This is a genomic window from Deltaproteobacteria bacterium, assembly GCA_016219225.1.
Classification (GTDB): domain Bacteria; phylum Desulfobacterota; class RBG-13-43-22; order RBG-13-43-22; family RBG-13-43-22; genus RBG-13-43-22.
The window spans coordinates 12,791-34,567 of record JACRBX010000156.1; the positions used below are offsets into that span (position 1 = coordinate 12,791).

The window sequence follows — 21,777 nt, forward strand, 5'->3', positions numbered from 1 at the left end:
GATGCCCATGGAAAAAGAATCCCCCCGGTCCCTGAAAAGAACGGAGGAGATTTTTCAGGCTACGACCGAGGATTTTGCCTCTTCAAAACGGTTGCCCGTCTCGACCTACCGCCTTCAATTTAACCACCGTTTCACCTTTTCCCAGGCCAGGAAGATCGTTTCTTACCTCCAGGAGTTGGGCATCACCGATGTCTATGCCTCTCCCTGTTTTTTGGCCAGAAGGGGGAGCCTGCACGGCTACGATATCCTTGACCATAATCGGCTCAACCCGGAAATCGGCACCGAGGAGGAATATCAGGAATGGGTGACGGAATTAGAAAAATACGGAATGGGACAGATCCAGGATATTGTGCCCAATCACATGTGTATTACCGGAGATGAAAATAACTGGTGGCAGGATGTCCTGGAAAACGGTCCGGGATCCCTTTATGCCGATTTTTTCGATATCGATTGGAAGCCGGTGAAGGTTGATCTGAACAACAAAGTGCTTTTACCCTTCCTGGGAGACCAATACGGCCGGGTGCTCGACGCTCAGGAAATAGTCTTGATTATTAAAGCAGGTGCTTTCTTTATCTCTTACGGGGACCAGAAATTACCCTTGGGCCCCATATCCTATAGCCGGATATTGAAATTGGATCTTGAGGCCTTGAGCGATAAAATGGGAGAAGGCGATCCTGACCTCCAGGAACTGCTCAGTATCATCACTGCCCTCGATCATCTGCCTCCCCAAAGCGAAAAAGACCCGGAAAAGATCCTGGAAAGACGGCGGGAGAAAGAAATCATTAAAAAAAGGATTTCGGCCTTATATGACGGGAACAAGTCGATTCAAAATTTTATCGATCAAAATATCAATACCTATAACGGTCAAAAGGGGATTTCGACGAGTTTTGAACTCTTAGATGGATTGCTTAATGCCCAGGCCTATCGTTTCTCCCATTGGCGGGTGGCCACCGATGAGATCAATTACCGGCGGTTTTTTGATATTAATGAACTGGCCGGCCTGCGCGTGGAACGTCCCCAGGTTTTCCTGGAAACCCATAGGCTGATTTTTAAACTGGTTCGGGAAAAGAAAGTGACTGGTTTACGCGTGGATCATCCCGATGGCCTTTATAATCCCTCGGAATATTTTTACCGGCTGCAAAAAGCCTGTTTTATTCAAAAGGGCCTGCACAGGGCCGAGGAGAGGCTGACCGAGGCCGATCAGGCCTCAATAAGCCTGGAGGATTTCGGGAAAGAACTGGGGCGGTTATATGATGCCCAGGTCCATAAAGATCCGGCCTTTTCTTCCAATGCCTCCTTTTATATTATCGGGGAAAAGATATTGACCAGGAATGAACGGATGCCCGAGGATTGGCCGATCTTCGGCTCGGTCGGTTATGATTTTTTAAACCCGGTAAACGGTATTTTGATCGATAGCGAAAATGCCAAGGCCTTTGATGCCCTCTACGGCCGATTCATCAGTCGATCAATGAATTATACGGAACTGGTTTATGAAAAAAAAAAGTTGATCATGCAGGTGGCCATGTCGGCTGAAATTAATATGCTCGGCCACACCCTCGATCGACTGGCCGAAAAAAATCGATATACCCGGGATTTTACCCTGAACAGTCTCAAGACGGCCATCATGGAAGTCATCGCCTGTTTCCCCGTTTATCGAAGCTATGTGAATTATTGTCAGGTCCTTGAAAGAGACCGGCACTATATCGAACAGGCCGTGGCCGGTGCCCGGCGAAAAAACCCGGCCTTAAGCGCCTTGATCTTTGCGTTTTTGGAAAAGATCCTTTTGTTCCGCTATCCGGAAGAATTCGGCGAAGCGGAAAAAATGGAATGGCTGGATTTTGTGATGAGATTCCAGCAATTCACCGGTCCGGTGATGGCCAAGGGTCTGGAGGACACGGTTTTTTATATCTATAACCGTCTGCTTTCCCTTAATGATGTCGGCGGCAATCCGGAGGATTTCGGTACCTCCCTGGAGGCCTTTCATGGCCGGAATATCGAAAAAACCAAATCCTGGACCCATAGTCTGAATGCCACCTCCACCCATGACACCAAACGCAGTGAAGATGTCCGGGCGCGGATCAACGTCCTCTCGGAACTGCCCGACGAATGGGGAAAATGTCTGGTCCGCTGGGGACGGATCAATAAAAAAAAGAAAAGTTTAATCGACGACCAAAGGGTCCCTGATCCGAATGAGGAATATTTTCTTTATCAGACCCTTTTAGGGGCCTGGCCTTTACCCCCGCAGAATAAGTCGGCCCTGCCCTTCATCGAAAAGGTCGCCTCGACCCTTTTGAAGACTTTCCCCTCCCATCCGGCGGATGAAACCGATAGGGACATTTTTGTTCGGCGAATAAAGGAATATATGGTCAAAGCCGTCCGGGAGGCCAAGATCCACAGCAGTTGGATCAATCCCGATTTGGCTTATGAAGAGGCCCTGTTGCAATTTATCGAGGCCCTCTTATCCCCCCCTACAAACAATGCCTTCCTGAAGGATTTTAAACCCTTTCAGGAGAAACTTGCCTATTGGGGGATGTTTAATTCCCTTTCCCAAACCTTACTTAAAATTGTCTCTCCGGGCACCCCGGATTTTTACCAGGGCACGGAATTGTGGGATTTCAGCCTGGCCGATCCCGATAACCGCCGGCCCGTCGATTTCAAAATCCGGCAGGATCTGTTGAAAAAACTGAAAAAGAAGGTCGAGGCCGCCCGGAAGGATCTGACCGGCCTGGCCGAAGAACTGATCAGGGATTGGAAGGACGGCCGTATTAAACTTTATGTCACCTTCCGGGCCCTGAATTATCGCCGGGAAAACCACCTCCTTTTTGCCGAAGGAATCTATCTCCCCTTGACGGCCGAGGGGAAACGCAACAGAAACATCTGTGCCTTTGCCCGGCAGAAAGAGGATAAAACTGCTTTGATCATCGTTCCCCGGTTATTAGCCGGCCAGGGATTAAGCCCGGAAATCCCGCCCTTGGGGAAGGTCTGGGAGGATTCCCAGCTGTTCATACCGGACGAAATAGCCGGGGATCACTTTTATAATATATTTACCGGGGAAACCGCTCAGGTGGTCGAACGGGAGGGAAGAAGGACCCTGCCTCTGGAAGTGGTGTTCGCTTTTTTCCCCCTGGCCTTGCTGACCTCCTCCTGAGCTTTCTATCGGCTTCTTTTAGAAAAGGAGCGGATTAAAATGATTCTGAAAAAAGCTGAAAATCCCTTTGCCTTTACCGCCTGCTGGGAGTTGAAGGAGATGCTGGGCCGTACGGCCCGGGATGAAAGGCAACTGGTGGAGATTATCGAGGAGATCCCCCTCGACTCCGTCTATTATCACACCCATGGCTTTTTCCTGCGGCACCAATATATCGCCGGCCCCTATCCCAACGATTTCGCCACCTGGGCGGCGATTCAGGTCCGGGATCATGTCCTGGCTGAAAAATTGGGCATTCTCGATCCCTTTGAATACGAAAATCTGGAATCGCTACGCCTGGAGATTATCAATATTATCGAAGATCATTTGTCCCGATTACCGGTTATTCCCAGAACGATTTACGGAGAACCCTTTCATTTCATGCAATCCCGGATCATTGCCGCCCCCACAGGACTGGAGGCCTGGGATATGGCTGATTTTTGTGCGATTTTATCCTCTACGGATTCCAGTGTGGTCTACTTCCATACCTTCGAGGCCATGCTGCGTCTGGGACGCCGGGAAGGGGATTTCCCCTTTTGGATCGAAAGCCAATTAGGGGAGACCGAATTGGCCACGGCTATTTCCCAGATTGATTTGTATATGTCCACTCTTGAATCGATTCGAAAGCAGATCATCTCGCTTTGTAATGCCGGCCCGGGAAAAGGAGAGAAAAGATGAACCGTCTGGAATCCTATAAGGAAGTAGTTCCCAAAGGAACGGTGGAATTCCTGAAGCTTCTGGCCGAAAAAGTGCGGGGGAAGAGGATCCTGGAAATCAATTCCACCCGGGTGGGTGGAGGAGTGGCCGAAATCCTTCAGAGCCTGGTCCCGTTGTTCAGGGAGGTCGGCCTGGAGTGCCGCTGGGAGGTCATCTCCGGGACAGAGGAATTCTTCAATGTCACTAAAGCCTTTCACAACGCCCTTCAGGGACGGGAGGAGAACATCTCCCCCCAGATGCTCAAGGCCTACATAGAAATCAATCGGGAAAACGCCCAACGTCTTTCCCTGGATGCCGATTATGTGGTCATCCATGACCCCCAGCCTGCGGCCTTGATCGAAAATCGGACTTCCGGGGGGAAATGGATCTGGCGTTGCCATATCGATATATCCACTCCCCAGTTGAAGGTCTGGAGTTTTTTACGCCAATTCGTCGTCAAATATGACTCGGCCATTTTCTCCCTGCCCAGCTTTGCCCGTAAGCTGCCCATTCCCCAGTTTCTCATCTATCCCTCCATCGATCCCTTGAGCGACAAGAACCGGGAGTTGTCTTCCGAAGAACAGAACCGGATTCTGCAAAAATTGAATATCCCCCTCGACAAGCCCATACTGCTCCAGGTTTCCCGTTTCGACCGGTTTAAGGATCCCCTGGGGGTGATCCAGGCCTATCGTCTGGTAAAAAAATATCATGATGTGCGTCTTATTCTGGCCGGCGGCAGCGCCACCGACGACCCCGAAGGGGAGATCGTCCTGGCTGAAGTTCGGGATCTCGCCCAGAATGATCCGGATATCCTGATTCTAATGCTGCCTCCCGACGCCCACCTGGAGATCAATGCCCTGCAGCGGGCGGCGACCATTATCCTGCAAAAATCGTTACGGGAGGGGTTCGGCCTGACGGTAACCGAGGCCATGTGGAAGGGCAAACCGGTTATCGGGGGATTTGCCGGCGGAATCACGGTTCAGCTTGTTTACGGGGTCACCGGATTTACGGTCTATTCCGTGGAGGGGGCGGCGCTCCGCATCCATTACCTGCTGGACAACCCCGCCTTAAGGGCCAGGATGGGAGAGGATGCCAAAGAATATGCCCGTCGGAATTTTCTGATTACCCGCAATCTGGGCAACTATTTGGCCCTGATGGCTTATCTGGGATAGGGAATGTATTAGTTGGAAAATACCGTTCGTCGTTCAGGGTTCGGCGTTCGGCGAAAGAAATTTTTATGCTTCGTGACGCCTCCTTGCGGCGGGCATGATTCCAAAATACGAAAATGCAAAGAATTTCATTGCGAAAGCCTGTGATTAATTTCCTTCAGGAGCCGGACGATTTCCTGCTGATTCCGTAATTGGTATCGGGCCAGGCTCAGCCCACCGGTTCCTACGCGTATGGTTAAGAGATGTTTACTGTCCAGTCTGAAGACGTCTTCATCGGTGACATCGTCCCCGGTATACAAGCCCTTTGGGCATCCGGACAGGCCCATCAGGCAGCGCATGGCCGTTCCTTTGTCAGGGGCCATCTCCGGCAAAAGGTTTTCAACGCATTTACCCTCAATCCTCCGGGGATGGGGGATGAGCAAATCAATACCGCGGAGTACGAGGGAGTGGGCCTTCTCTCGATCCAGGGCGGCGCGGTAATGAACCGACAAGGTGGATCCCTTATTCTCGATGCTGATGCCGGAAGCGTCCGCCGGGGGAAGGAAACTTCGCAATTGTTTTTCCCAGGCCAAACAGATTCCGGCGAATTTTTTTTCCCGGGTCTCCCAACCGGGAAGCCCCTCCGCGCCGTGGTTTCCAACCAGAAACCGGGGAACAATCCCAAGACGGGCCTGGGCATCGCTCCGGGACCGGCCGGTGATGATGGCCACAGCAGCCCGGTCAACGAGATGGGCGAGTTCCTTTGTCGTAGCTTCCGAGACCCGGGTTCCATGACGATCAGAAGTAATCGGGGCCAATGTGCCGTCGAGGTCAAAGGCAAAGAGGGTTTGGTGATCCACAAAGCGGCGTAAGTCCGTAAGTCCCGACTCCGTGAACAGATAGGGCAATGTATTTCCCCGGGTCATAAGGGGCGGCTGATCCGTATGGCCAGCTTTTGGCGCTGCCTGATCCGGGCGGCATCGATCAACATCCGCCCTGCCCAGCGAAAGACGTTGAAATCATGCACCAGGGCCCTCATAAGGCGCATCCGTTCCTGCTGTTCGTAATGGGGCATGGTCAGTGCACGGTACAAGGCCTCGGCGGTCTGCTCTATGTGATAAGGGTTGACGATCAAGGCCTCGTGCAGCTCGTGGGCCGCCCCGGTAAACTGGCTGAGCAGGAGCACTCCTTGCTCATCGTCCCGGGCGGCCACGTACTCTTTGGCCACCAGGTTCATTCCGTCATGCAGGCTGGTGACCATACAGACATCAGCGGCCCGGTAATAACGACGAACCTCTTCGGGTTGATGGTGCACGGCCCTGAGAATGATCGGTTGGTAAAGACCGGTAGCAAACTGTTGATTGATGCGCTCTGTCAGGGCGTGGACCCGGGCATCGAAGTTTTTGTACTCCTCCAGGGCGGAACGGGACGGAGAGGCGATCTGTATGAACGAGAACCTGCCGATCATGGCCGGATAAAGCTCCAGTAATCGCTCGACGGCCTGCAGACGCTCGAGAATTCCTTTGGTATAATCCATCCGGTCGACCCCAAGGCCGATCAAGCTGTTTTCACTCAGTTTCAGAGAATGCCGGATTTCGGTGCGGCATTCGGTTGCCGATGGCTCATTATCCTGCCGTGGCAGCCATTGTATGGAGATGGGGTAGTTTTCCACCAGGGTCAGCATACCGCCGTGGAAGATCGTCGAGGACTCATGTTCGATGCGGGTCTCGAGATAACGATCGATGGTTTCCAGAAAGTTTTTGCAGTGAAACCGGGTATGGAAGCCCATAATCGTGCTGCCAAGCATCCCCTGAAGCAGTTCTTCGCGCCAGGGACAGATGCCGAAGGATTCGGGATTGGGCCAGGGAATGTGCCAGAAGGTGATGATGGTCGCTTTGGGCATTACCTGGCGAATCATGCTTGGCAGGAGGGCGAAATGATAGTCCTGGACGAGTACAACGGGATCATCGCTCTTCGCCTCCGTGGCCACCGCATCGGCGAACCGCTGGTTGATCAATACATATTGCTCCCAGTCGCTGGTGCGGAAAACCGGGCGAACATGGGCAATATGGCAGAGGGGCCAAAGCCCCTCATTGGCGAACCCATAATAGTAGCCGGTTTCCTCTTTTTCGGTGAGCCAGATACGGCGGAGGGTGTAATCCGGACGATCGGGCGGGACCTTTACCCGTCCGTGCTTGTCGGAGACTTCCCGATCGGCGGTACCGCTGCCATGGGCGATCCAGGTCCCCGAACAGGCCCGCATTACCGGCTCGACGGCGGTGACCAGTCCGCTGGCCGGCCGCTGGATTTCGATACCTTCTCCCTTTTTTATGTGGATGTAGGGCTCCCGGTTGGACACCACAATGACCTGATCCCCGGTCAATTCCTCGTGAAGAAGCCTCCTCAGACTGTCCGGGGTCCAGGAAATGGTCGCGTCATCGGCGAAACGCCTTTCGGCATCCAGGGAATGCAGCAGGGCGCGTAGATCTCCGACTAAAGGTTGAAGCTCCGAGGTGGGAGGCTGGGAAAAGGGGCGGACCAGGCCCTCGCCGTGCAGCATGGCCCGGACCCCTGCCATCCATCCGCGCCAGCTCAAATGGGCGACGAAAACCGTAATCAGGGAGATGATTACTCCCATCACCGCGAACAGGATGATGATATATTTTCGCGTTTCGGAGCTGCGCTGCTCTGCGAAGCTCATATCGTGAACGAGTACCAGGGAGCCAATCTGCAAGCCGTCCTGCTCGATCGGATTCAGGGCCACATGAACCGGGCCCTCGGGCATCCGGATCATCGATTTAGGATCGTGGGGAGCGCTGGCCGGCATGGAACAGCCCAGGGCGGTTGGGAAAGTAGGGGTGCGGTAAAGCAATTTCCCCTCCTCATTGCAATAGGCCAGGGCAAGAAGCCGTTTGTCCTTGATCGTGCGATGGAAAAGCCGTTGGATCCCGGCCTTGTCGCCCTGCCGGAGAACTTCGGTAAGAGGCTCCTGGAGGGTGCTGGCAATGAGACGGGAGCGGATGTCCAGGTCCCGGACGGACCATCGGAGGTTGAGATTATCTACCAGGGGCACCACCCAATAGGCCAATAAAGCCAGGGCAACGGCCAGAGGCAGGACAAATCGCAAAGAAAGGCGCAAGGAGCGCAAAGAGGTTTTTAGAGCAGGAAAGGGTCTCATGCCGGTTTCTCAGAAGGCGCTGTCCCAGCGTTTGCTGAGCCGGATGGCGGCGTTGATCAGTCCGACCATGCTGTAGGTCTGGACGAAGTTGCCCCATTGCTCCCCGGTATGGGGGGCGATGTGTTCGGCCAGGAGTCCATGGCGGTTGCGGCTGGCGAGCAGTCTCTCGAAAAGGGCCCGGGCTTCATCGATTCGGCCGAGCGCCACCAGCGCATAGATGTACCAGAAAGTGCAGACCACGAAGGCGTTTTCCGGTACACCGAAATCATCGGCTTCAACATAACGGTACACGTAGCAGCCGCACTGGAGTTCCTGCTCAAGGGCCTCCACCGTTTTGATAAAGCGGGGGTCGTCCGCAGCCAGGAAACCGATATCATGAAGCAAGAACAGGCTGGCATCCAGGGTTTCTCCCCCGAAGACCGAGACGAAAGTCTGTCTTTTTTCACTCCAGGCCCGGGCACCTATTTCGGCCTGCAGGCGGTTTGAAAGGTCGCGCCAGTAAGCGGCGCGTTCATCGAGCTTGAGTTTTGCAGCAATCCTGGCCAATCGATCGCAGGCCGCCCAGCACATCACACCGGAAAAGGTGTGTATGCGCGAAAGACCCCGCAACTCCCATGGCCCGGCATCCGGCTGGTCATAAACCGCCAGGGCGGTCTCGCCCAGAGGTTCAAGACGTTTAAAGAGCGCTTCATCTCCCCGGCGCACCAGTCGCCGGTCAAAGAACACATGGGCGACGGCCAGGATGGCCGATCCATACACGTCATGCTGACTCTGTTCAAAGGCCCGGTTTCCCACCCGTACCGGCCCCATGTTCCGAAAGCCGGGAAGGGAATCAATCTCCCGCTCTTCCAAGCCTGGCCTTCCATCAATGCCGTACACAGGCTGGAGACGTCCATCCGGTGCACCGGCCACCACGTTGACCAGATAGTGGAGGTAGCGCTCCATCGTGGTGGTGGTTCCCAGGCGATTCAAGGCGTTGACCACAAAATAGGCATCCCGCAGCCAGCAGTAGCGGTAATCCCAATTGCGAACCGATCCCGGTGCTTCCGGTATGGAGGTGGTCATGGCCGCAATGATGGCCCCGGTATCCTCAAAGGTGTTAAGCTTAAGCGTAATGGCAGCCCGAATCACTTCATCCTGCCATTCGAAGGGAATGGCCAGGTCGCTCACCCACTGATGCCAGTAGGCAAGCGTTTCCGCCAGGAAGCGGCGGGCCAGATCGTCGATGGCCTCCGGAACGGTCTCGTCCGGCCCGAAAATGAGAGATACCTGGTCTTCCAGAAAAAAGGGAGTTTCTTCGAGGAGGGCGGTCAGGGAGGCATCGGTGGTCAGCCGCACAGTCCAGTCCGGGGACACGTAACGTATGTGATGGCTGCCGTAGGTGGTCGTGCAGCGCTGACGCCCGTAATCACAGGCCGGCCGGACACGCAGGCGGATGCGGGGAGTGCCCTGAACCCGCCTGATTTGCCGGACCAGCATTATCGGGATGAACATGCGGCCGTACTGGCGGAAACGGGGAGCGAAGTCGGTTATTTCGACTGTTCCGCCACGGGAATCGGTGAGACGGGTTACGAGTACGGGGGAATTGGTCAGATAGAACTGATCGGCGAGCGCTTGATCGACGAGTTCCACAGAGCAGTATCCAAAGCCTTCACCGCTGTCGTGTTCCCGCAACAGGCTGCAAAAAACAGGATCGCCGTCGAAGCGGGGCAGGCAACACCAGACCATTTCGGCGGTCCCATCGATCAAGGCCCCAATGTGGCAATTGCCGATTAATCCCAGGTCAAGCGTATTTCTCATAGTTAACTTAATATAAATAAAATAAAAACAGGGGTCAAGGAAAAAACCGGCATCGGGTCGGCGACAAAAAACGGCCTAAAAAAGACAGAACCTTCCTTGCCAGATGAGATTGGCGGGGTATCAAAGGCCACTCCCTGACTAAAGAGGACCTTATTGTTTATAGACTCGAATGATGGCAACAAATTGAAAGATACCTCGGAAGATACGCTGCCATTTTACCCCAGTTGGTGACGGCGGGCTGAGGAACAGAGGTTCCCGGAAAGGCCATCAGAATAAAGGCGATCAAGAAGAGAATGGGAAAGAATTCTTTCCTAATGTGAATGCTGAGAATCATATTCTTGTCCTTCGGGGAGTTTCTCCTTAGATACTCCCAGGGCCAAAGCCATTTCTTTCAACTCTTTTTTTCGACGCCTTTCCGAATAGAATGGCCGCTTCGCATGGAGGCTTTGTCTTTCCAGGCAAATTATGCTTGACCAGAGGGAAGCTCTAAGGTAACTTCAATATAGGATAAATCAAAAAGATTTTTTCATCTTGCAGGAATGGCTTCGTTCCTCTTGTTGCCTTTCGGCAGTTTCCGGTTTTCAAGTGCGGAAGATGAGATAACCTCCATCTCCGATTTGCCAATGGTCGCGTTCTCAAGCGGCCGGCGGGCCAATAAACTGCTTTTCTGTTTATTGGCCGGAATGTTACTATGCTGGGTTAAAAAGGATTATTGTCGTAGCAGGTGTTGCGAGAAAAAGAGAACTGGTTACACGTTAAGGGCATAAATAAGAAACGGCCGGAAGTGAAACTGATCTTCAAGAGCTTCCTCGATTTTTTTAGAGACGGCGGTCCTCTTCTCGCAGGCTCAGTCGCTTATTTTTTTCTTATGTCTTTTGTCCCCTTCGGTCTTCTTCTTATCTCCCTCCTGGGATATTTTTTGGGGGAAAACGGAGAATTCTTCGAGTTCTTTTCCGCAAGGCTGCTGCGATTCTTTCCTGCCGCCACATCAGAGATCTCAAAACAATTGACAGCACTTGTCGTGTACAAACGGGTCGGCATTTTCACCTTTATCATTTATGCCTACTTTTCGTATCAGTTTTATATGACTCTGGAATCGGCAGTCCGCAATATTTTCAAGCAAAAGGAGAAACGCCCTTTTTTTATTTCGGTATTCTTCTCCATTTTCATCATAACCCTGATCGCTGTGCTGATCGTCGTTTCCTTCGCCGCTACCTCTGCCATACAGATGCTTCATTCCTTTTTGGAGGTCTTTCCTGTCCTTGGGATCGGCAAGCTGACAGTATTTTTCATTAAGTTCGTCATGCCGGTTTTTGTCATCTTCATCGTGGCTTCCTTTCTGTATAAGTTTTTACCAGGGAAGAAGGTTTCATTGCGACATGCTTTCCGGGGGGCCTTTTTCACCTCGGTTTTCCTCGAAATTGCCAGGCACCTCTTCACCCTTTACGTCATCACGGCTGCGGCCCAGTACGGCGCCATCTACGGATCGCTTTCGACCTTCGTCATTTTCCTGCTATGGGTTTTTTACTCTGCCTGCATATTCCTCATCGGAGCCGAGATAGTCTGTAACCTCTCCTCTGCCCGGTTAGAAAAAAAGTCACCGACTTCCGGCAGAAGCAGGGTTTAAATTATATTGGATCTTTAAAAAGGGGTCACCATTAAAAAGCCAAATTATCCCCGAATTCGTCTAACGGTCTATCTGGGTTAAGGCAAAAGGACGCTCATCCCGTATGGCGCGAGCCAGCAGACGGTTGATTCCTGATAATGTACTGTTCCCAGACTAATAAAAATCTAATGCCCGACGTAAATCTTTTTCATCTCTATTTTTATCCGGCCAACTGAAACCCCCAGTTCATTTAATAAAAAAGCATGCATCGTTTGGGCATTGCAGACGTTGCAGTTGGCTGCATGATTGTCAAATTTACCAAGAGTGCCCTGTTTGAGAAAGCAATAAGAAAGGTTCTTGTGTCCCATCTCTTCACAGAAGCAGTAACAGGGAAAATTTGCCAGTAGTTTTGGTTCCTTGACCGCAATCTTGTAGCCTACCAAAACGGAGTCATTGATGTATACGTACTTTGGGAAATTATACTTTTCCCAGCTTTCCCCCGGATACTTTTTGGCCACCAGGGCCATTGACCTTGCCGTGAGTTCTTTAAGATTCATTTTTAACAGGGCCTGTATTTCTTTTTCCTGATTTGACGCTAAGACGATAGGGGTCATAAAAAGGAACAACAACCCGAATATTATGAATTTCATGACAGTTTTCATGGTCCTTTCTCCTTTCTTTTCTTACCAGGGAACCCTAAAAAGCCAATTATTCCCACGAAACCAATAACCGACAACGATCGCCAGTAATTGGCTTAAAAAAATAAAAGCGAAAACCAGGTTAAGGATCAGCCGTTCCTTCACGAACCATCGGCCGCCCGGCTGGTTTGAGTGATCCAGTGAAGGGCAGAAGACTAAAAAGAGGCCGATGACTAACGGCACAATTATGCCGCCGAACAAGGCTGAGTGACTGACCATTTCCTGGATGCCCACAAAATACCAGGGCGCCTTGGCCGGATTGGGCGGACGCAGAGGATCGGCCCTGCCCGACAGGGGGGCTTCAATGAAAAGCGCCAGGGCGAGTAGAAAGGAAAGGGTCAGAAGGCCGACAGCCAATTCCGCTTTAAAGAGTATCGGCGAAGAAGCTATTCTCTCAGGGTCCGGCTCCTTGAGGGCTGCCAAGCCCCCGGCTTTTCTGATACGCCAGAGATGCAAAGCAATAAAGAGTATCCACAGGGAAGGCAGGAAGGCGACATGCAAGGCAAAGGACCGGCTCAGGGTGTCGGTCCCGATTTCCTGGCCGCCCAGGAGAAACCCTCGAATTGAGGGGCCGATGACAGGGAAGTAGGAGGCAAGATTTGAACCTACTTTGATCGCCCAATAGGACGTCTGGTCCCAGGGCAAGAGGTAGCCCGTATAATTGCTCGCCAGGATCAGAGTCAACAGGCCCAGCCCATAGACCCAGTTCAGATAACGTCCCCGATAGCCCCCGGTGAAAAAAACCCTTGAAAGGTGCAGGAAACCTGCGATCAGCAGGACATTAGCCGCCAAATAATGAAGATTGCGCACCACTCCGCCATAACGCAGAGTAGTCATGATGTGCAGTATCCTGTCATAGGCCACATCCTGATAGGGAACGTAATAGAGGAGGAGTGTAATCCCGGTCACAACAAGCAAAATAAAGCAGGATAGGCAGATGATACCCAGACCGAGAGTCGTGATGGGTTGCAGGGTCGTTACCCGAATCATCGGCGGATGGAGGTGTTTCAGAAAATTCATCTTCAACCTTTCCTTCCCGCCTCATCCCCCGGGGTTCGATCAAGGACCGATCTTTCTATTTCAAGCCAACTCGGTCTCGTCAATTTTTCTCCGATATGCACCCATAGTCTGCCATCCCGCTCAGTTACTTCGTGCCAGGGAAGCGGGTCTGTGGCCGGACCTGAATAGACCTGGCCCCGGGAGCCGAATTCGCTGCCATGGCAGGGACAAAAGAATCCCTGGTCGATCACATTGAGAAGACAGCCCAAATGGGTACATTCCAGGCTGATGGCCCCGATTTTCCGAGAAGATCTGACGATGGCGATCTTGTGCTCCGGGAAAGGGGTCAACGAATCGGGCGCAAAGCGGTCCATCGGGGAGATCTGAACCCAACTGCTTGAAGAGAATCGGGAGGCGGCTGTCCAGACATTGCCGAAAATCCAGGCGAAGGCCGTCCCTACGGCCCCCAGGCCGGCCATGACCAGCCAGTTGAATAGAAATTCCCGTCGGCTAACGCGTGTCGTCATCGTTTCCTTGCCTACTGGAAAATTTTCGAATCAGACTGACCAGTCCCCAGATTGAATCCGGTCGGAGATTGTCAACAAAGGGCTGCATTTCGGTTCCTGGAATCCCGTAAGTTACGGCGGTTGCAATCCGCTCATCGGTGAGTGATTTAAAATATGGATAATTGGTGAGGTCTCTCGGTCTGGGCAGGTATTTCAGATAGGCCGGTCCCTTCCCCTTACCTTGAAAACCATGGCAGAGCGAGCAATTTTTTCTAAATGTAGAGAGGTTCTCTTCATGCAGCGGCAAGGTGGTTGGTCTGGGCGGAGGTGTATTTATCATCTTAATCCTTCTTTCCGTTCTGATGAATACCTTAAAGAGAAGGTCTGCCAGCGAATGGATGATCTCCTGTCCCAACAACCCCCCATAGGGCGGCATTGAGGTGCCCGGAATACCCCTGGTTATGCTTTCCGTAATTCTGGTATCCGGAATAGACTTGAAAAACATGGCGTTGTTACGGAATGCCCGGGGAAAGGTGGCCAGGTTCGGCTCAATGAGACCAAACCCATCACCGCGGGCGGCATGGCACCTTTGGCAGAGCATCATATAAGCCTTTTTGGGATTCCCCCCATGAAAATGATTCCTTTCTTTCAATTGAAGGACGAAGAGGAGTCCCTCTTCCTCTCTTTGGTCCATTGAAATTCGCGGCATGATGGCCCCGGGGACTTCGATTCCAGGGCTGTGCAGGAAATTCCGGATATAACCTCCCGGCCGCATAAAGGCCATAAAGGAAAGGTCCGGTCCGATCTGGCCTTCGGATTCCCTGAACTTGTGGCAGGCCAGGCATTTCTTTTCCTTTAATAAGGCCTTTCCTGTCGGAAGGCCTTTGATTGGCCTCTTTTTCTCCAGCCTTTCCTGCTCCCTTTTCTTCAACAGGCGTAACATCGGGGTTTCGTAGTAAGGCTCTTTTAACCGGCTTTTCAGGAAATAAGAGAGGGCCTTCACTTCTTCCGGCGCAAGGCTGAATTTCGGCATGATGGAGTTCTCAAGATTTGCCGTGGGATTCTCGATAGCCGTCCTGATTTGCATCAACCCAAGGAAAGAACCGGCATCACTAAGATCCGGGCCATAGCTGGCGCCCTTTACACCGCTGCTGGTGTGGCAGGTATCACAGGCATTTTCGGAAAACAAACGAAACCCTTGCCAGGCTTTATCCGCTCCAGGCAGTGGTTTCAATTCATGGCATTGATAACAACTGGCTTGCAGGTCTTCCCCGGCCAAGACTTTTCGGGATTCGTTATCCGTCCGGCCATGGGATATCTTGAGATCGGCAGCCATCCCTTCGCCCAAATGGCAGGCCGTGCATCCCAGGTCAACCATCGAATGGGGAGCGATATTCGGATGGTTGCGCCCTGGGAGAGAGGAATCTATCCGGACTGCGGCCCTTCCCTCGGGATGACACGTCCGGCAGTGCTCTTGCTTCGGTATTCCACCGAGGTTGACGGTTATGTTGGCAATGTGGTGTGAACCAGTCTTTCCATAACGGTAATAACGACCGGACTGCTCCTCCCATCCCTTGTAGCTCCAAAGGATAAAAAGCCCCAGGGTCAAAACAACAGCGGCCATGAGGATAACGTTTATCAACGATTCTAAACGTCTTATCGACATCTTTTTCTGTAGTACCCTTGAAGACACCCTCGTTATTTGCTCGTGTACATGAGCCGTAGCTCATTCTATTTCCGCTCAGTCGGATAATTCGCCCCGTCCCATTCACGCCAACCCCCTTTGAGGGCATAGACCTTTTTAAATCCCAGACCGATAAGCTTCTGTGCCACACTGGCACTGGTCGCCTCATCTTGTCAGGCACAATAGAGAACAATGGTTTTTCCCTTGGAATACTTCTTGGCCCAGGATTTGACCTTGGTTGGATTGGGATCTTCTCGAACCGCCCCTTTGATTTGATTAGTACTCATTTTCCGGTCAAAGAAGGTCCGGACATCAATAACCACCACATCCGGATTCCCAAGCATTGATTTGAGTTCTTCTTTGTTCATTCGGGGAATCTCCAGGGCAACAGCCATAACGATCCAGGTCCCCAACACCATAAAGGCCGTCACCAGACAAACCATAATCTTCCTTACCATCCCTGCGCCTGCCTTTCTTGATCGCCCAGAGGGCAACAAATATAAGAAATAAAGAGCATGGGCTCACGATAATAGAATACCGTTCATTAATTTTCTTCCCTATTTTAATAAATTGTAAACACAATTTTTGTAAAAACAAGTTCTTAAAACATCCGAAATCCGTTTTCCAAATAGTTTTATTAAGGATTTCCCTTTCTCTCTTTACCATTATCTCCTTACCGTAAAGGTTTGATCTTTATTGGCGTAGCTCCTTTTTTTCGTTTGAGAGGGAGGCTTACTTCCTGAGACAGAATAAGACGTGGGAGAGTACCATCGGCGCCCAAAATCGAAACCAACCGTTTCAAACCTTTGTTAATTTCCTTTAGCCCGCTTAGCGGCGTTTTTTCCAACCCCACAACCAGTAAACCCTGAGCCACTTCTGGGGCGGCAGCGACCAGATCCTTACCTTTGACGGTCAATTCCACCCAGACAACCCGACGGTCCTCCTTTGACCTGGTCTTTTTTATCAGGTCGTGAGACTCCAGGCGGGTCAGGATTCCGACTACGGTAGCCGGGTGAAGATACATCCGACGGGCCAATTCGGAAACCATCATCGGAGCGGTTTCGGCCAGGACCTTGATGGCCCAAAGTTGGGGACTGGTAAGCCCGGTGGTATGCTCGACCTTTTTGGAATATTCCTGAATAGCCTGAAAGACCCTTCTTAAATTATCAATGGTTTCGGCTATTAATTCTGATTGGTCCATTTTTCACCTTAAAAAATAAAAAAATTCTTGACATCATTTTTTGAATATAATAGTAATTAGTGTACCAATCATTTCTACAAAAATCAAGAGCGTTTATTTTAACATAATTCGGGAGAGGAGGTGAATAAAAATGCTCTCCTTTAAGCCATTGATGAAATTCATGGTGGCCTTGTCAGTCCTATCGTTTCTATTTGCTTTCAGTGCCGGATGTTCGGCTTCTAAAGAAGCGGTGGCCTCCCCCATGAAAGTTACACCTGTTCCCCCTGCCGCACCTGCCCCGACCGTAGATGTTAAAAGGATAGAATCGTTAACGAAGCGGGTTGAAACGGCGGCAAGTTTGGCTGAAGCCGCGGCCAAGAAGGCTGACCTTGCTGCCCAAAAGTCGGAAATTGCCGGCGGCAAAGCTGAAAAGGCGGCTGACTGGGCGGAGGAGGCTGCTGAAAAGGCCGAAAACGCCGCGAACAAGGCTGAATCTATCTTTATGAAAAAAATGAAGAAGTAGTAAACCTGCATTCCTCTCTTCCGCAGGTTGGCCGAGAAACCACTAATGGGTTCTCGGCCATTTTATTATGAAGAGTTAGACAAAAATTCCGGCTTTCTAATTGAGAAGGAAATCGGGCATTCCGAAATTCAGGAAAAATACCATTTCCAAGATGAAATTATACACTAAAAAAAATCACGACCGGGTTAAGGCAAAAATTGCCGAGGAATCGGTTATTTTTATCAGTATCTTAAAGTGGTTTGTCCTGTCCACGGCCATCGGGGTGATCGTTGGTGTGGCCACCGCCTTCTTTTTAAAGATTTTGGAATGGGCAACCCTCCAGACCCATGTTTCTCCTTATTATTTTCTTTTCCTGCCCATCGCCTTTTTTTTGAGTGCCCTAATGATTAAATATCTGGCCCCGGGGGCGGAAGGGCACGGGACCGAAAAGGTTATTGAAGCCGTCCACAAACAATCCGGAAAGATCAACCCGATGGTTGTTCCCATTAAATTGATCACCACGGTCATCACCCTGGCTTTCGGAGGGTCGGCAGGAAAAGAAGGCCCCTGTGCCCAGATAGGCGCCGGCCTGGCCTCCATCTTTGCTTCCCTTTTTCGATTTGATGACTTGGACCGGAAAAAGCTGGTCATCTGCGGGATCAGTGCCGGTTTTGCCAGTGTCTTCGGGACTCCTATCGCCGGGGCCATCTTCGGGGTAGAGGTGCTTATGGTAGGGAACGTCCTCTACGAAGTCCTTTTTCCTTGTTTTATTGCCGGAGTCACCTCTTATCAGGTTTCATCGGCCATTGGGATTACCTACTATTATCATCCCATGCACCTGATCCCGGTTTTTAAAGAATTGTTTTTCATTAAGGTCGCCTTGGCCGGTATTTTTTTCGGAATCGTTTCCTTTGTCTTGATTGAATTATTAAAGTTGGGGAAAAAGCTGTCCGATCGCTTAAAAATCTGGCCTCCTTTTAAAGGGATATTAGGAGGTCTTCTTTTAGCTGGTCTGGCCCTGGCCATTTCAGACCGATATTTGGGCTTGGGATTGTCCTCCATAGAAGACACCTTGCAAGGTCTAAATATGGTCTGGTATGCTTTTATCTTGAAAATCATCTTCACCAGCATCACCCTTAATTTTGGAGGTAGTGGCGGGATTGTTACCCCCATTTTTTTCATCGGAGTAACGGCCGGAAACCTTTTTGCCCAAATTTGGGGCTTGGATATAGCCACCTTCTCAGCCATCGGCATGGTGGCTTTGTTGGCCGGGGCGGCCAACACCCCTATTGCCGCCAGCATCATGGCCGTGGAACTCTTCGGTCCCCAAATTGCCCCCTATGCAGCCGTGGCCTGCGTCATCAGCTTCCTGATGACCGGACACCGCAGCGTTTATCCCTCCCAGATTTTGTCGGTTACCAAGTCGCCTTCTTTTGAGTTGGAAATCGGCGACGATATCGATAGCACCCATGTCCACTTTAAACCCAGAAAGAAAAGTCTGATAGGGGCTTTTCTGCTGGCCTTTGAATCCCTGAAAAGCAGAAAAAATAGAAAAATGCGAGAACACTAAGAAATTTTATATAACGAACGGCAATAGGTTATGAAGTCTCCATGGGGGGCTTCAATTAGTGCTTGATTTGAAGGTGCTGGTTTTTAAAGGATGATCTCAACCCAATCGACGTCTTGGTTAGCTCTTGCTCTTATAGAACCTGACCAGATTGAGGACGTCTTTTGCTACGAGGCGGCCAATCGGTCCCGTACTGTAACAGGCGACAGCGACTGTATTATCCGGGCGAATGACAAAACCCGCCGCCTGGAGTAACTTTTTTCCCGAATCATAATAAGCGCCGGTTATTTTGGAGATTTCCTCCGCATCCAATTCGTAGCCGACGGGATAGGTGATCCCCAGTTTTTGAACCGTCTCCTTATAGGGAAGCAATCATTCGTATCCAGAGCAAAACCGATTCTGGCCATACTGTCCTCCTTTGTTAACGATAAAAAGCAAATACAGGATTTATTTTAAAGAAATACAGGATTTATCCTATTTACGATGAAGTTAAAATAAATTATATGTATATCACATTGTATAGCAAAGTAAATCAAAATAAATCTAAAAAGTGTAATTTTTGGATTATCTAAAATTGTTAAATTGTATTGAAAGAAAGGAGTCTTCCCATGGCTCGACTCGACCGAATGCCGGAGCCTATGCGATCTCACCTGGCCAAACTTCCTTGTCCTTCCTTTAAAAACCAACCGTGGGTCTCGGGACAACCTCTTGCACACAGGCGAGTTTCCCTGATTTCAACCGCAGGACTCCAGCGGCGAGGAGATCGACCATTTGAGGGGATGAGCGGAGACTACCGGGTAATCCCAGGGGATACCAAAGCAAAAGACTTAGTGATGACGCATATCTCCACCAACTTTGACCGTACCGGCTTCCAGCGAGACTGGAACGTCGTTTTTCCTCTGGACCGGCTACGGGAACTCGCCATTGAAGGCATCATCGAAAGTGTGGCCGCCTATCACTACTCTTTCATGGGTGCTACCGACCCGGCTGAAATGGAACCGGCAGCCCGGAATCTGGTCAGGCTCTTGAAAGGGGACCGGGTGGATGCGGTCCTCTTGGTACCGGTATGACCTTTCTGCACGCGCGCCGTGGGTGCGCTGGCGCATTATTTGGAAGGCGAAGGAATCCCCACTACTCAGATCAGTCTGATCCGGGAGCACACCGAGATTATCCGCCCTCCCAGGGCACTCTGGGTTCCCTTTGAACTCGGTCGTCCATTGGGAGCCCCAGAAAATCCGGTATTCCAGCGTCGAGTGCTCCTGACGGCACTCGATCTTCTGGATGCACCTGAGGGTCCGGTACTCGTAGATTTTCCCGATGAGGCACCTGAAGATACAGCCGGGGCTGACAAAAATCCGGCAGGCTGGTCTTGTCCGGTGAGCTTCGCGTCCGAAATCAGGCAAGTAACCGACATAGAAAGGCTGCGTGCGGCTTTAAATCGCGAAGTCGCAGACCTCCGCCCCTGGTACGACCTGAGTATCGAAAAATACGACCGCTCGGCGGTGGTGGAATTTGGCCCTGACGCGGCTTTGGAATTGCTCGCCACTTTTGCATCAGGAAAGAAGCTGGAGATCCCGGACGCAAACTTCTCTCTCGCCACGGCCCTCCGGCTTGCCTCCCAGGACCTCAAAGCGTTTTATTTCGAAGCCGTCACGGCCCAGCCCGGTCCGGTTTTGCCGGGAAGCAGTGAATTCAGCCAGTGGTTTTGGCAGGAAACTGCGGCGAGCCGAATTTTGAGAACCGTGAAAGAAAGATGTTTGAAAGAAGCGGATGAGTCGCTACGGAAAACCGGGGCTTTGCTCCTGATTCCTCTGGATCAGTCATGAAATCAGGAGGTGTTTCCGTTTCAATACGGAAGGAGAGGGAACCATATAAGATAGAGCCCCTGTTGGATATAAAGGCTGCGGCTGGGTTTCTGAACGTCTCCGAGATGACCATAAGACGCTGGACCAATTCCGGTACACTCAAGTGCTACAGGTTGGGCGGAAAGCGGGAGAGACGTTTTCATATGAGCGATCTGGAAGAACTTCTTCGGGGCTCACAAAATCATCGGCTGAAATCATTAGGTTTCGGAGAACAAAAGGCACCTGACGGTTCACACCTGACCCATTTTTACTCGGGGAAAGAGGCGGCGTTGGAGGTATCCGTGCCTTACATTCTTGAAGGGCTCCGACAGAAAGAAGTTGTGCTTGCTGTCATGCCTCCTGAAAAAGGCAGGAAACTCCTGGCGAAGTTGGAGCGGGAGAGAAATCCCGTTGCGACCTGGATCAAGAACGGCAGGTTGAACGTAACCGAGGGAAAGAATTCGCCGAATGACATGATAAACTACCTGGCAGGTTTTGCCGGGAAAGCCGATAACATAAGAGTGGTGGGCGATATGATCTGGACCGTGCGAAAAGGGTGGGACTTGGCGGCCCTCAGGGCTTTGGAGGAAGGACCAAACCGTATGCCTCCTATAGAAAACGCCCTGCTTCTCTGCCAATACAGCCTGGAAGATTTCTCCGGCGCATATATCATGATGGCCTCCGAGTTGCATAGCCATACGATTTACAAGGGCAGACTGGAAAAAAGCCCGTATTATGTTCATAAAAAGAAAGAATAAAGGGGAAAATGAAGGCAAGAAGCTTGATTTATTTCAATCGATAAAAATCCAAATCGCCGAAAGGTTCAGAGGGAGAGGATTGAAATGAAAAAATCAAATACGCGCTACCTTGCCGGATTGATTTTCATCGTCATCCAGGGGCTGGCTTTTGGGGGGTTGTTTGCCATATCGTCTGACAGGGTTGATCACGGATTGTACGGCGAGCTCCTGCAGAAGTATGTTACAAACGGGGTGGTGAATTATCAGGGATTCAAAAAGGAAGAAACCAAGCTTGATCGATATCTCAGTGTTTTAGAGAAAGTCGACCCAAAGACCCTTTCCCCAAAGGAACAGTTCGCTTTTTACGTCAACGCTTACAATTCCTGGACCATCAAACTGATCTTGAGCGCCTATCCTTCCATCCACTCGATCAAAGATCTCGGCAGTC

The 21,777-nt window shown here is 51.2% G+C and carries 20 protein-coding genes; 10 read left to right on the forward strand and 10 right to left on the reverse strand.

Features of this window, described 5'->3' with window-relative positions; translation table 11 throughout:
* Positions 1-7: 7 nt before the first annotated feature.
* From treY to HY879_13610, 3 genes are read left to right on the forward strand one after another with little or no spacing between them, the layout of a single operon-like run.
* Positions 8-3,148 carry a malto-oligosyltrehalose synthase gene (gene treY, locus HY879_13600; protein ID MBI5604376.1) on the forward strand — a complete coding sequence of 1,047 codons (3,141 nt, stop codon included), beginning with the start codon at positions 8-10 and terminating at the stop codon, positions 3,146-3,148.
* A 39-nt stretch (positions 3,149-3,187) separates the two neighbouring features.
* Positions 3,188-3,862: a hypothetical protein gene (locus HY879_13605; GenBank protein MBI5604377.1), complete on the forward strand. Its 675-nt coding sequence runs from the start codon at positions 3,188-3,190 to the stop codon at positions 3,860-3,862.
* Positions 3,859-5,052, forward strand: a complete 1,194-nt coding sequence (locus HY879_13610) for a glycosyltransferase (protein MBI5604378.1) — start codon at positions 3,859-3,861, stop codon at positions 5,050-5,052. The genes HY879_13605 and HY879_13610 overlap by 4 nt, the downstream gene beginning before the upstream one ends.
* Positions 5,053-5,177: 125 nt before the next feature.
* On the opposite strand, the gene otsB is transcribed toward HY879_13610, so the two are convergent.
* The 3 genes from otsB to HY879_13625 are packed head-to-tail and all read right to left on the reverse strand — an operon-like array spanning position 5,178 to position 10,006.
* Positions 5,178-5,936, reverse strand: coding sequence for a trehalose-phosphatase (gene otsB, locus HY879_13615; GenBank protein ID MBI5604379.1), 759 nt, complete (start codon positions 5,934-5,936; stop codon positions 5,178-5,180).
* Positions 5,937-5,950: 14 nt separating this feature from the next.
* Complete coding sequence (locus tag HY879_13620; GenBank protein MBI5604380.1) at positions 5,951-8,206, reverse strand: trehalose-6-phosphate synthase; 2,256 nt, start codon at positions 8,204-8,206, stop codon at positions 5,951-5,953.
* 9 nt (positions 8,207-8,215) lie between these two features.
* Positions 8,216-10,006, reverse strand: coding sequence for a glycoside hydrolase family 15 protein (locus HY879_13625; GenBank protein MBI5604381.1), 1,791 nt, complete (start codon positions 10,004-10,006; stop codon positions 8,216-8,218).
* Between the two features lie 724 nt (positions 10,007-10,730).
* On the opposite strand from HY879_13625, the gene HY879_13630 reads away from it, so the two are divergent.
* Positions 10,731-11,633, forward strand: a complete 903-nt coding sequence (locus tag HY879_13630) for a YihY/virulence factor BrkB family protein (GenBank protein MBI5604382.1) — start codon at positions 10,731-10,733, stop codon at positions 11,631-11,633.
* A 164-nt stretch (positions 11,634-11,797) separates the two neighbouring features.
* Here the strand turns inward: HY879_13630 and HY879_13635 are convergent, their stop codons facing one another.
* From HY879_13635 to HY879_13660, 6 genes are all read right to left on the reverse strand, one after another.
* Positions 11,798-12,274, reverse strand: a complete 477-nt coding sequence (locus tag HY879_13635) for a hypothetical protein (protein MBI5604383.1) — start codon at positions 12,272-12,274, stop codon at positions 11,798-11,800.
* A gap of 21 nt (positions 12,275-12,295) precedes the next feature.
* Positions 12,296-13,330 (reverse strand): cytochrome b N-terminal domain-containing protein, encoded by a 1,035-nt coding sequence (locus HY879_13640; GenBank protein MBI5604384.1) that lies wholly within the window; start codon positions 13,328-13,330, stop codon positions 12,296-12,298.
* A 2-nt stretch (positions 13,331-13,332) separates the two neighbouring features.
* On the reverse strand, positions 13,333-13,836 hold the full coding sequence (locus HY879_13645; GenBank protein ID MBI5604385.1) for a ubiquinol-cytochrome c reductase iron-sulfur subunit: 504 nt from the start codon (positions 13,834-13,836) through the stop codon (positions 13,333-13,335).
* Positions 13,820-15,481: a c-type cytochrome gene (locus HY879_13650; protein MBI5604386.1), complete on the reverse strand. Its 1,662-nt coding sequence runs from the start codon at positions 15,479-15,481 to the stop codon at positions 13,820-13,822. Before HY879_13650 ends, HY879_13645 begins: the two co-directional genes overlap by 17 nt.
* Before the next feature lie 191 nt (positions 15,482-15,672).
* Complete coding sequence (locus HY879_13655; protein ID MBI5604387.1) at positions 15,673-15,957, reverse strand: rhodanese-like domain-containing protein; 285 nt, start codon at positions 15,955-15,957, stop codon at positions 15,673-15,675.
* A gap of 215 nt (positions 15,958-16,172) precedes the next feature.
* Positions 16,173-16,700, reverse strand: a complete 528-nt coding sequence (locus HY879_13660) for a MarR family transcriptional regulator (GenBank protein MBI5604388.1) — start codon at positions 16,698-16,700, stop codon at positions 16,173-16,175.
* A 151-nt stretch (positions 16,701-16,851) separates the two neighbouring features.
* Here HY879_13660 and HY879_13665 point away from each other — a divergent pair, with 151 nt between their 5' ends.
* Together HY879_13665 and HY879_13670 are read left to right on the forward strand one after the other, a co-directional pair.
* Positions 16,852-17,202, forward strand: a complete 351-nt coding sequence (locus HY879_13665; GenBank protein MBI5604389.1) for a hypothetical protein — start codon at positions 16,852-16,854, stop codon at positions 17,200-17,202.
* A gap of 151 nt (positions 17,203-17,353) precedes the next feature.
* Entirely contained in the window at positions 17,354-18,751 is a 1,398-nt protein-coding gene (locus HY879_13670) for a chloride channel protein (GenBank protein MBI5604390.1), read from the forward strand.
* A 117-nt stretch (positions 18,752-18,868) separates the two neighbouring features.
* Here HY879_13670 and HY879_13675 read toward each other — a convergent pair whose 3' ends face one another.
* The gene (locus tag HY879_13675) at positions 18,869-19,120 is read right to left on the reverse strand and encodes a hypothetical protein (protein MBI5604391.1); all 252 of its coding nucleotides are present in this window, start codon (positions 19,118-19,120) and stop codon (positions 18,869-18,871) included.
* Between the two features lie 236 nt (positions 19,121-19,356).
* On the opposite strand from HY879_13675, the gene HY879_13680 reads away from it, so the two are divergent.
* The 4 genes from HY879_13680 to HY879_13695 form a co-directional block, all read left to right on the forward strand.
* Positions 19,357-19,818, forward strand: a complete 462-nt coding sequence (locus HY879_13680) for a selenoprotein B glycine/betaine/sarcosine/D-proline reductase (protein ID MBI5604392.1) — start codon at positions 19,357-19,359, stop codon at positions 19,816-19,818.
* Between the two features lie 39 nt (positions 19,819-19,857).
* Positions 19,858-20,574, forward strand: coding sequence for a hypothetical protein (locus HY879_13685; GenBank protein ID MBI5604393.1), 717 nt, complete (start codon positions 19,858-19,860; stop codon positions 20,572-20,574).
* Between the two features lie 62 nt (positions 20,575-20,636).
* A complete protein-coding gene (locus HY879_13690) occupies positions 20,637-21,350 on the forward strand; it encodes an MEDS domain-containing protein (GenBank protein ID MBI5604394.1) in 714 nt (237 codons plus the stop codon).
* An 84-nt stretch (positions 21,351-21,434) separates the two neighbouring features.
* On the forward strand, positions 21,435-21,777 hold a 343-nt coding region (locus tag HY879_13695), incomplete at its 3' end, for a DUF547 domain-containing protein (protein MBI5604395.1).

Bases quoted from the DNA above. Each gene is read 5' to 3' on its own strand.
- treY (MBI5604376.1), top strand. From the start codon at position 8: ATGGAAAAAGAATCCCCCCGGTCCCTGAAAAGAACGGAGGAGATTTTT.
- HY879_13605 (MBI5604377.1), top strand. From the start codon at position 3,188: ATGATTCTGAAAAAAGCTGAAAATCCCTTTGCCTTTACCGCCTGCTGG.
- HY879_13610 (MBI5604378.1), top strand. From the start codon at position 3,859: ATGAACCGTCTGGAATCCTATAAGGAAGTAGTTCCCAAAGGAACGGTG.
- HY879_13620 (MBI5604380.1), bottom strand. From the start codon at position 8,206: ATGAGACCCTTTCCTGCTCTAAAAACCTCTTTGCGCTCCTTGCGCCTT.
- HY879_13625 (MBI5604381.1), bottom strand. From the start codon at position 10,006: ATGAGAAATACGCTTGACCTGGGATTAATCGGCAATTGCCACATTGGG.
- HY879_13635 (MBI5604383.1), bottom strand. From the start codon at position 12,274: ATGAAAACTGTCATGAAATTCATAATATTCGGGTTGTTGTTCCTTTTT.
- HY879_13640 (MBI5604384.1), bottom strand. From the start codon at position 13,330: ATGAATTTTCTGAAACACCTCCATCCGCCGATGATTCGGGTAACGACC.
- HY879_13645 (MBI5604385.1), bottom strand. From the start codon at position 13,836: ATGACGACACGCGTTAGCCGACGGGAATTTCTATTCAACTGGCTGGTC.
- HY879_13650 (MBI5604386.1), bottom strand. From the start codon at position 15,481: ATGTCGATAAGACGTTTAGAATCGTTGATAAACGTTATCCTCATGGCC.
- HY879_13655 (MBI5604387.1), bottom strand. From the start codon at position 15,957: ATGGTAAGGAAGATTATGGTTTGTCTGGTGACGGCCTTTATGGTGTTG.
- HY879_13660 (MBI5604388.1), bottom strand. From the start codon at position 16,700: ATGGACCAATCAGAATTAATAGCCGAAACCATTGATAATTTAAGAAGG.
- HY879_13665 (MBI5604389.1), top strand. From the start codon at position 16,852: ATGAAATTCATGGTGGCCTTGTCAGTCCTATCGTTTCTATTTGCTTTC.
- HY879_13670 (MBI5604390.1), top strand. From the start codon at position 17,354: ATGAAATTATACACTAAAAAAAATCACGACCGGGTTAAGGCAAAAATT.
- HY879_13680 (MBI5604392.1), top strand. From the start codon at position 19,357: ATGGCTCGACTCGACCGAATGCCGGAGCCTATGCGATCTCACCTGGCC.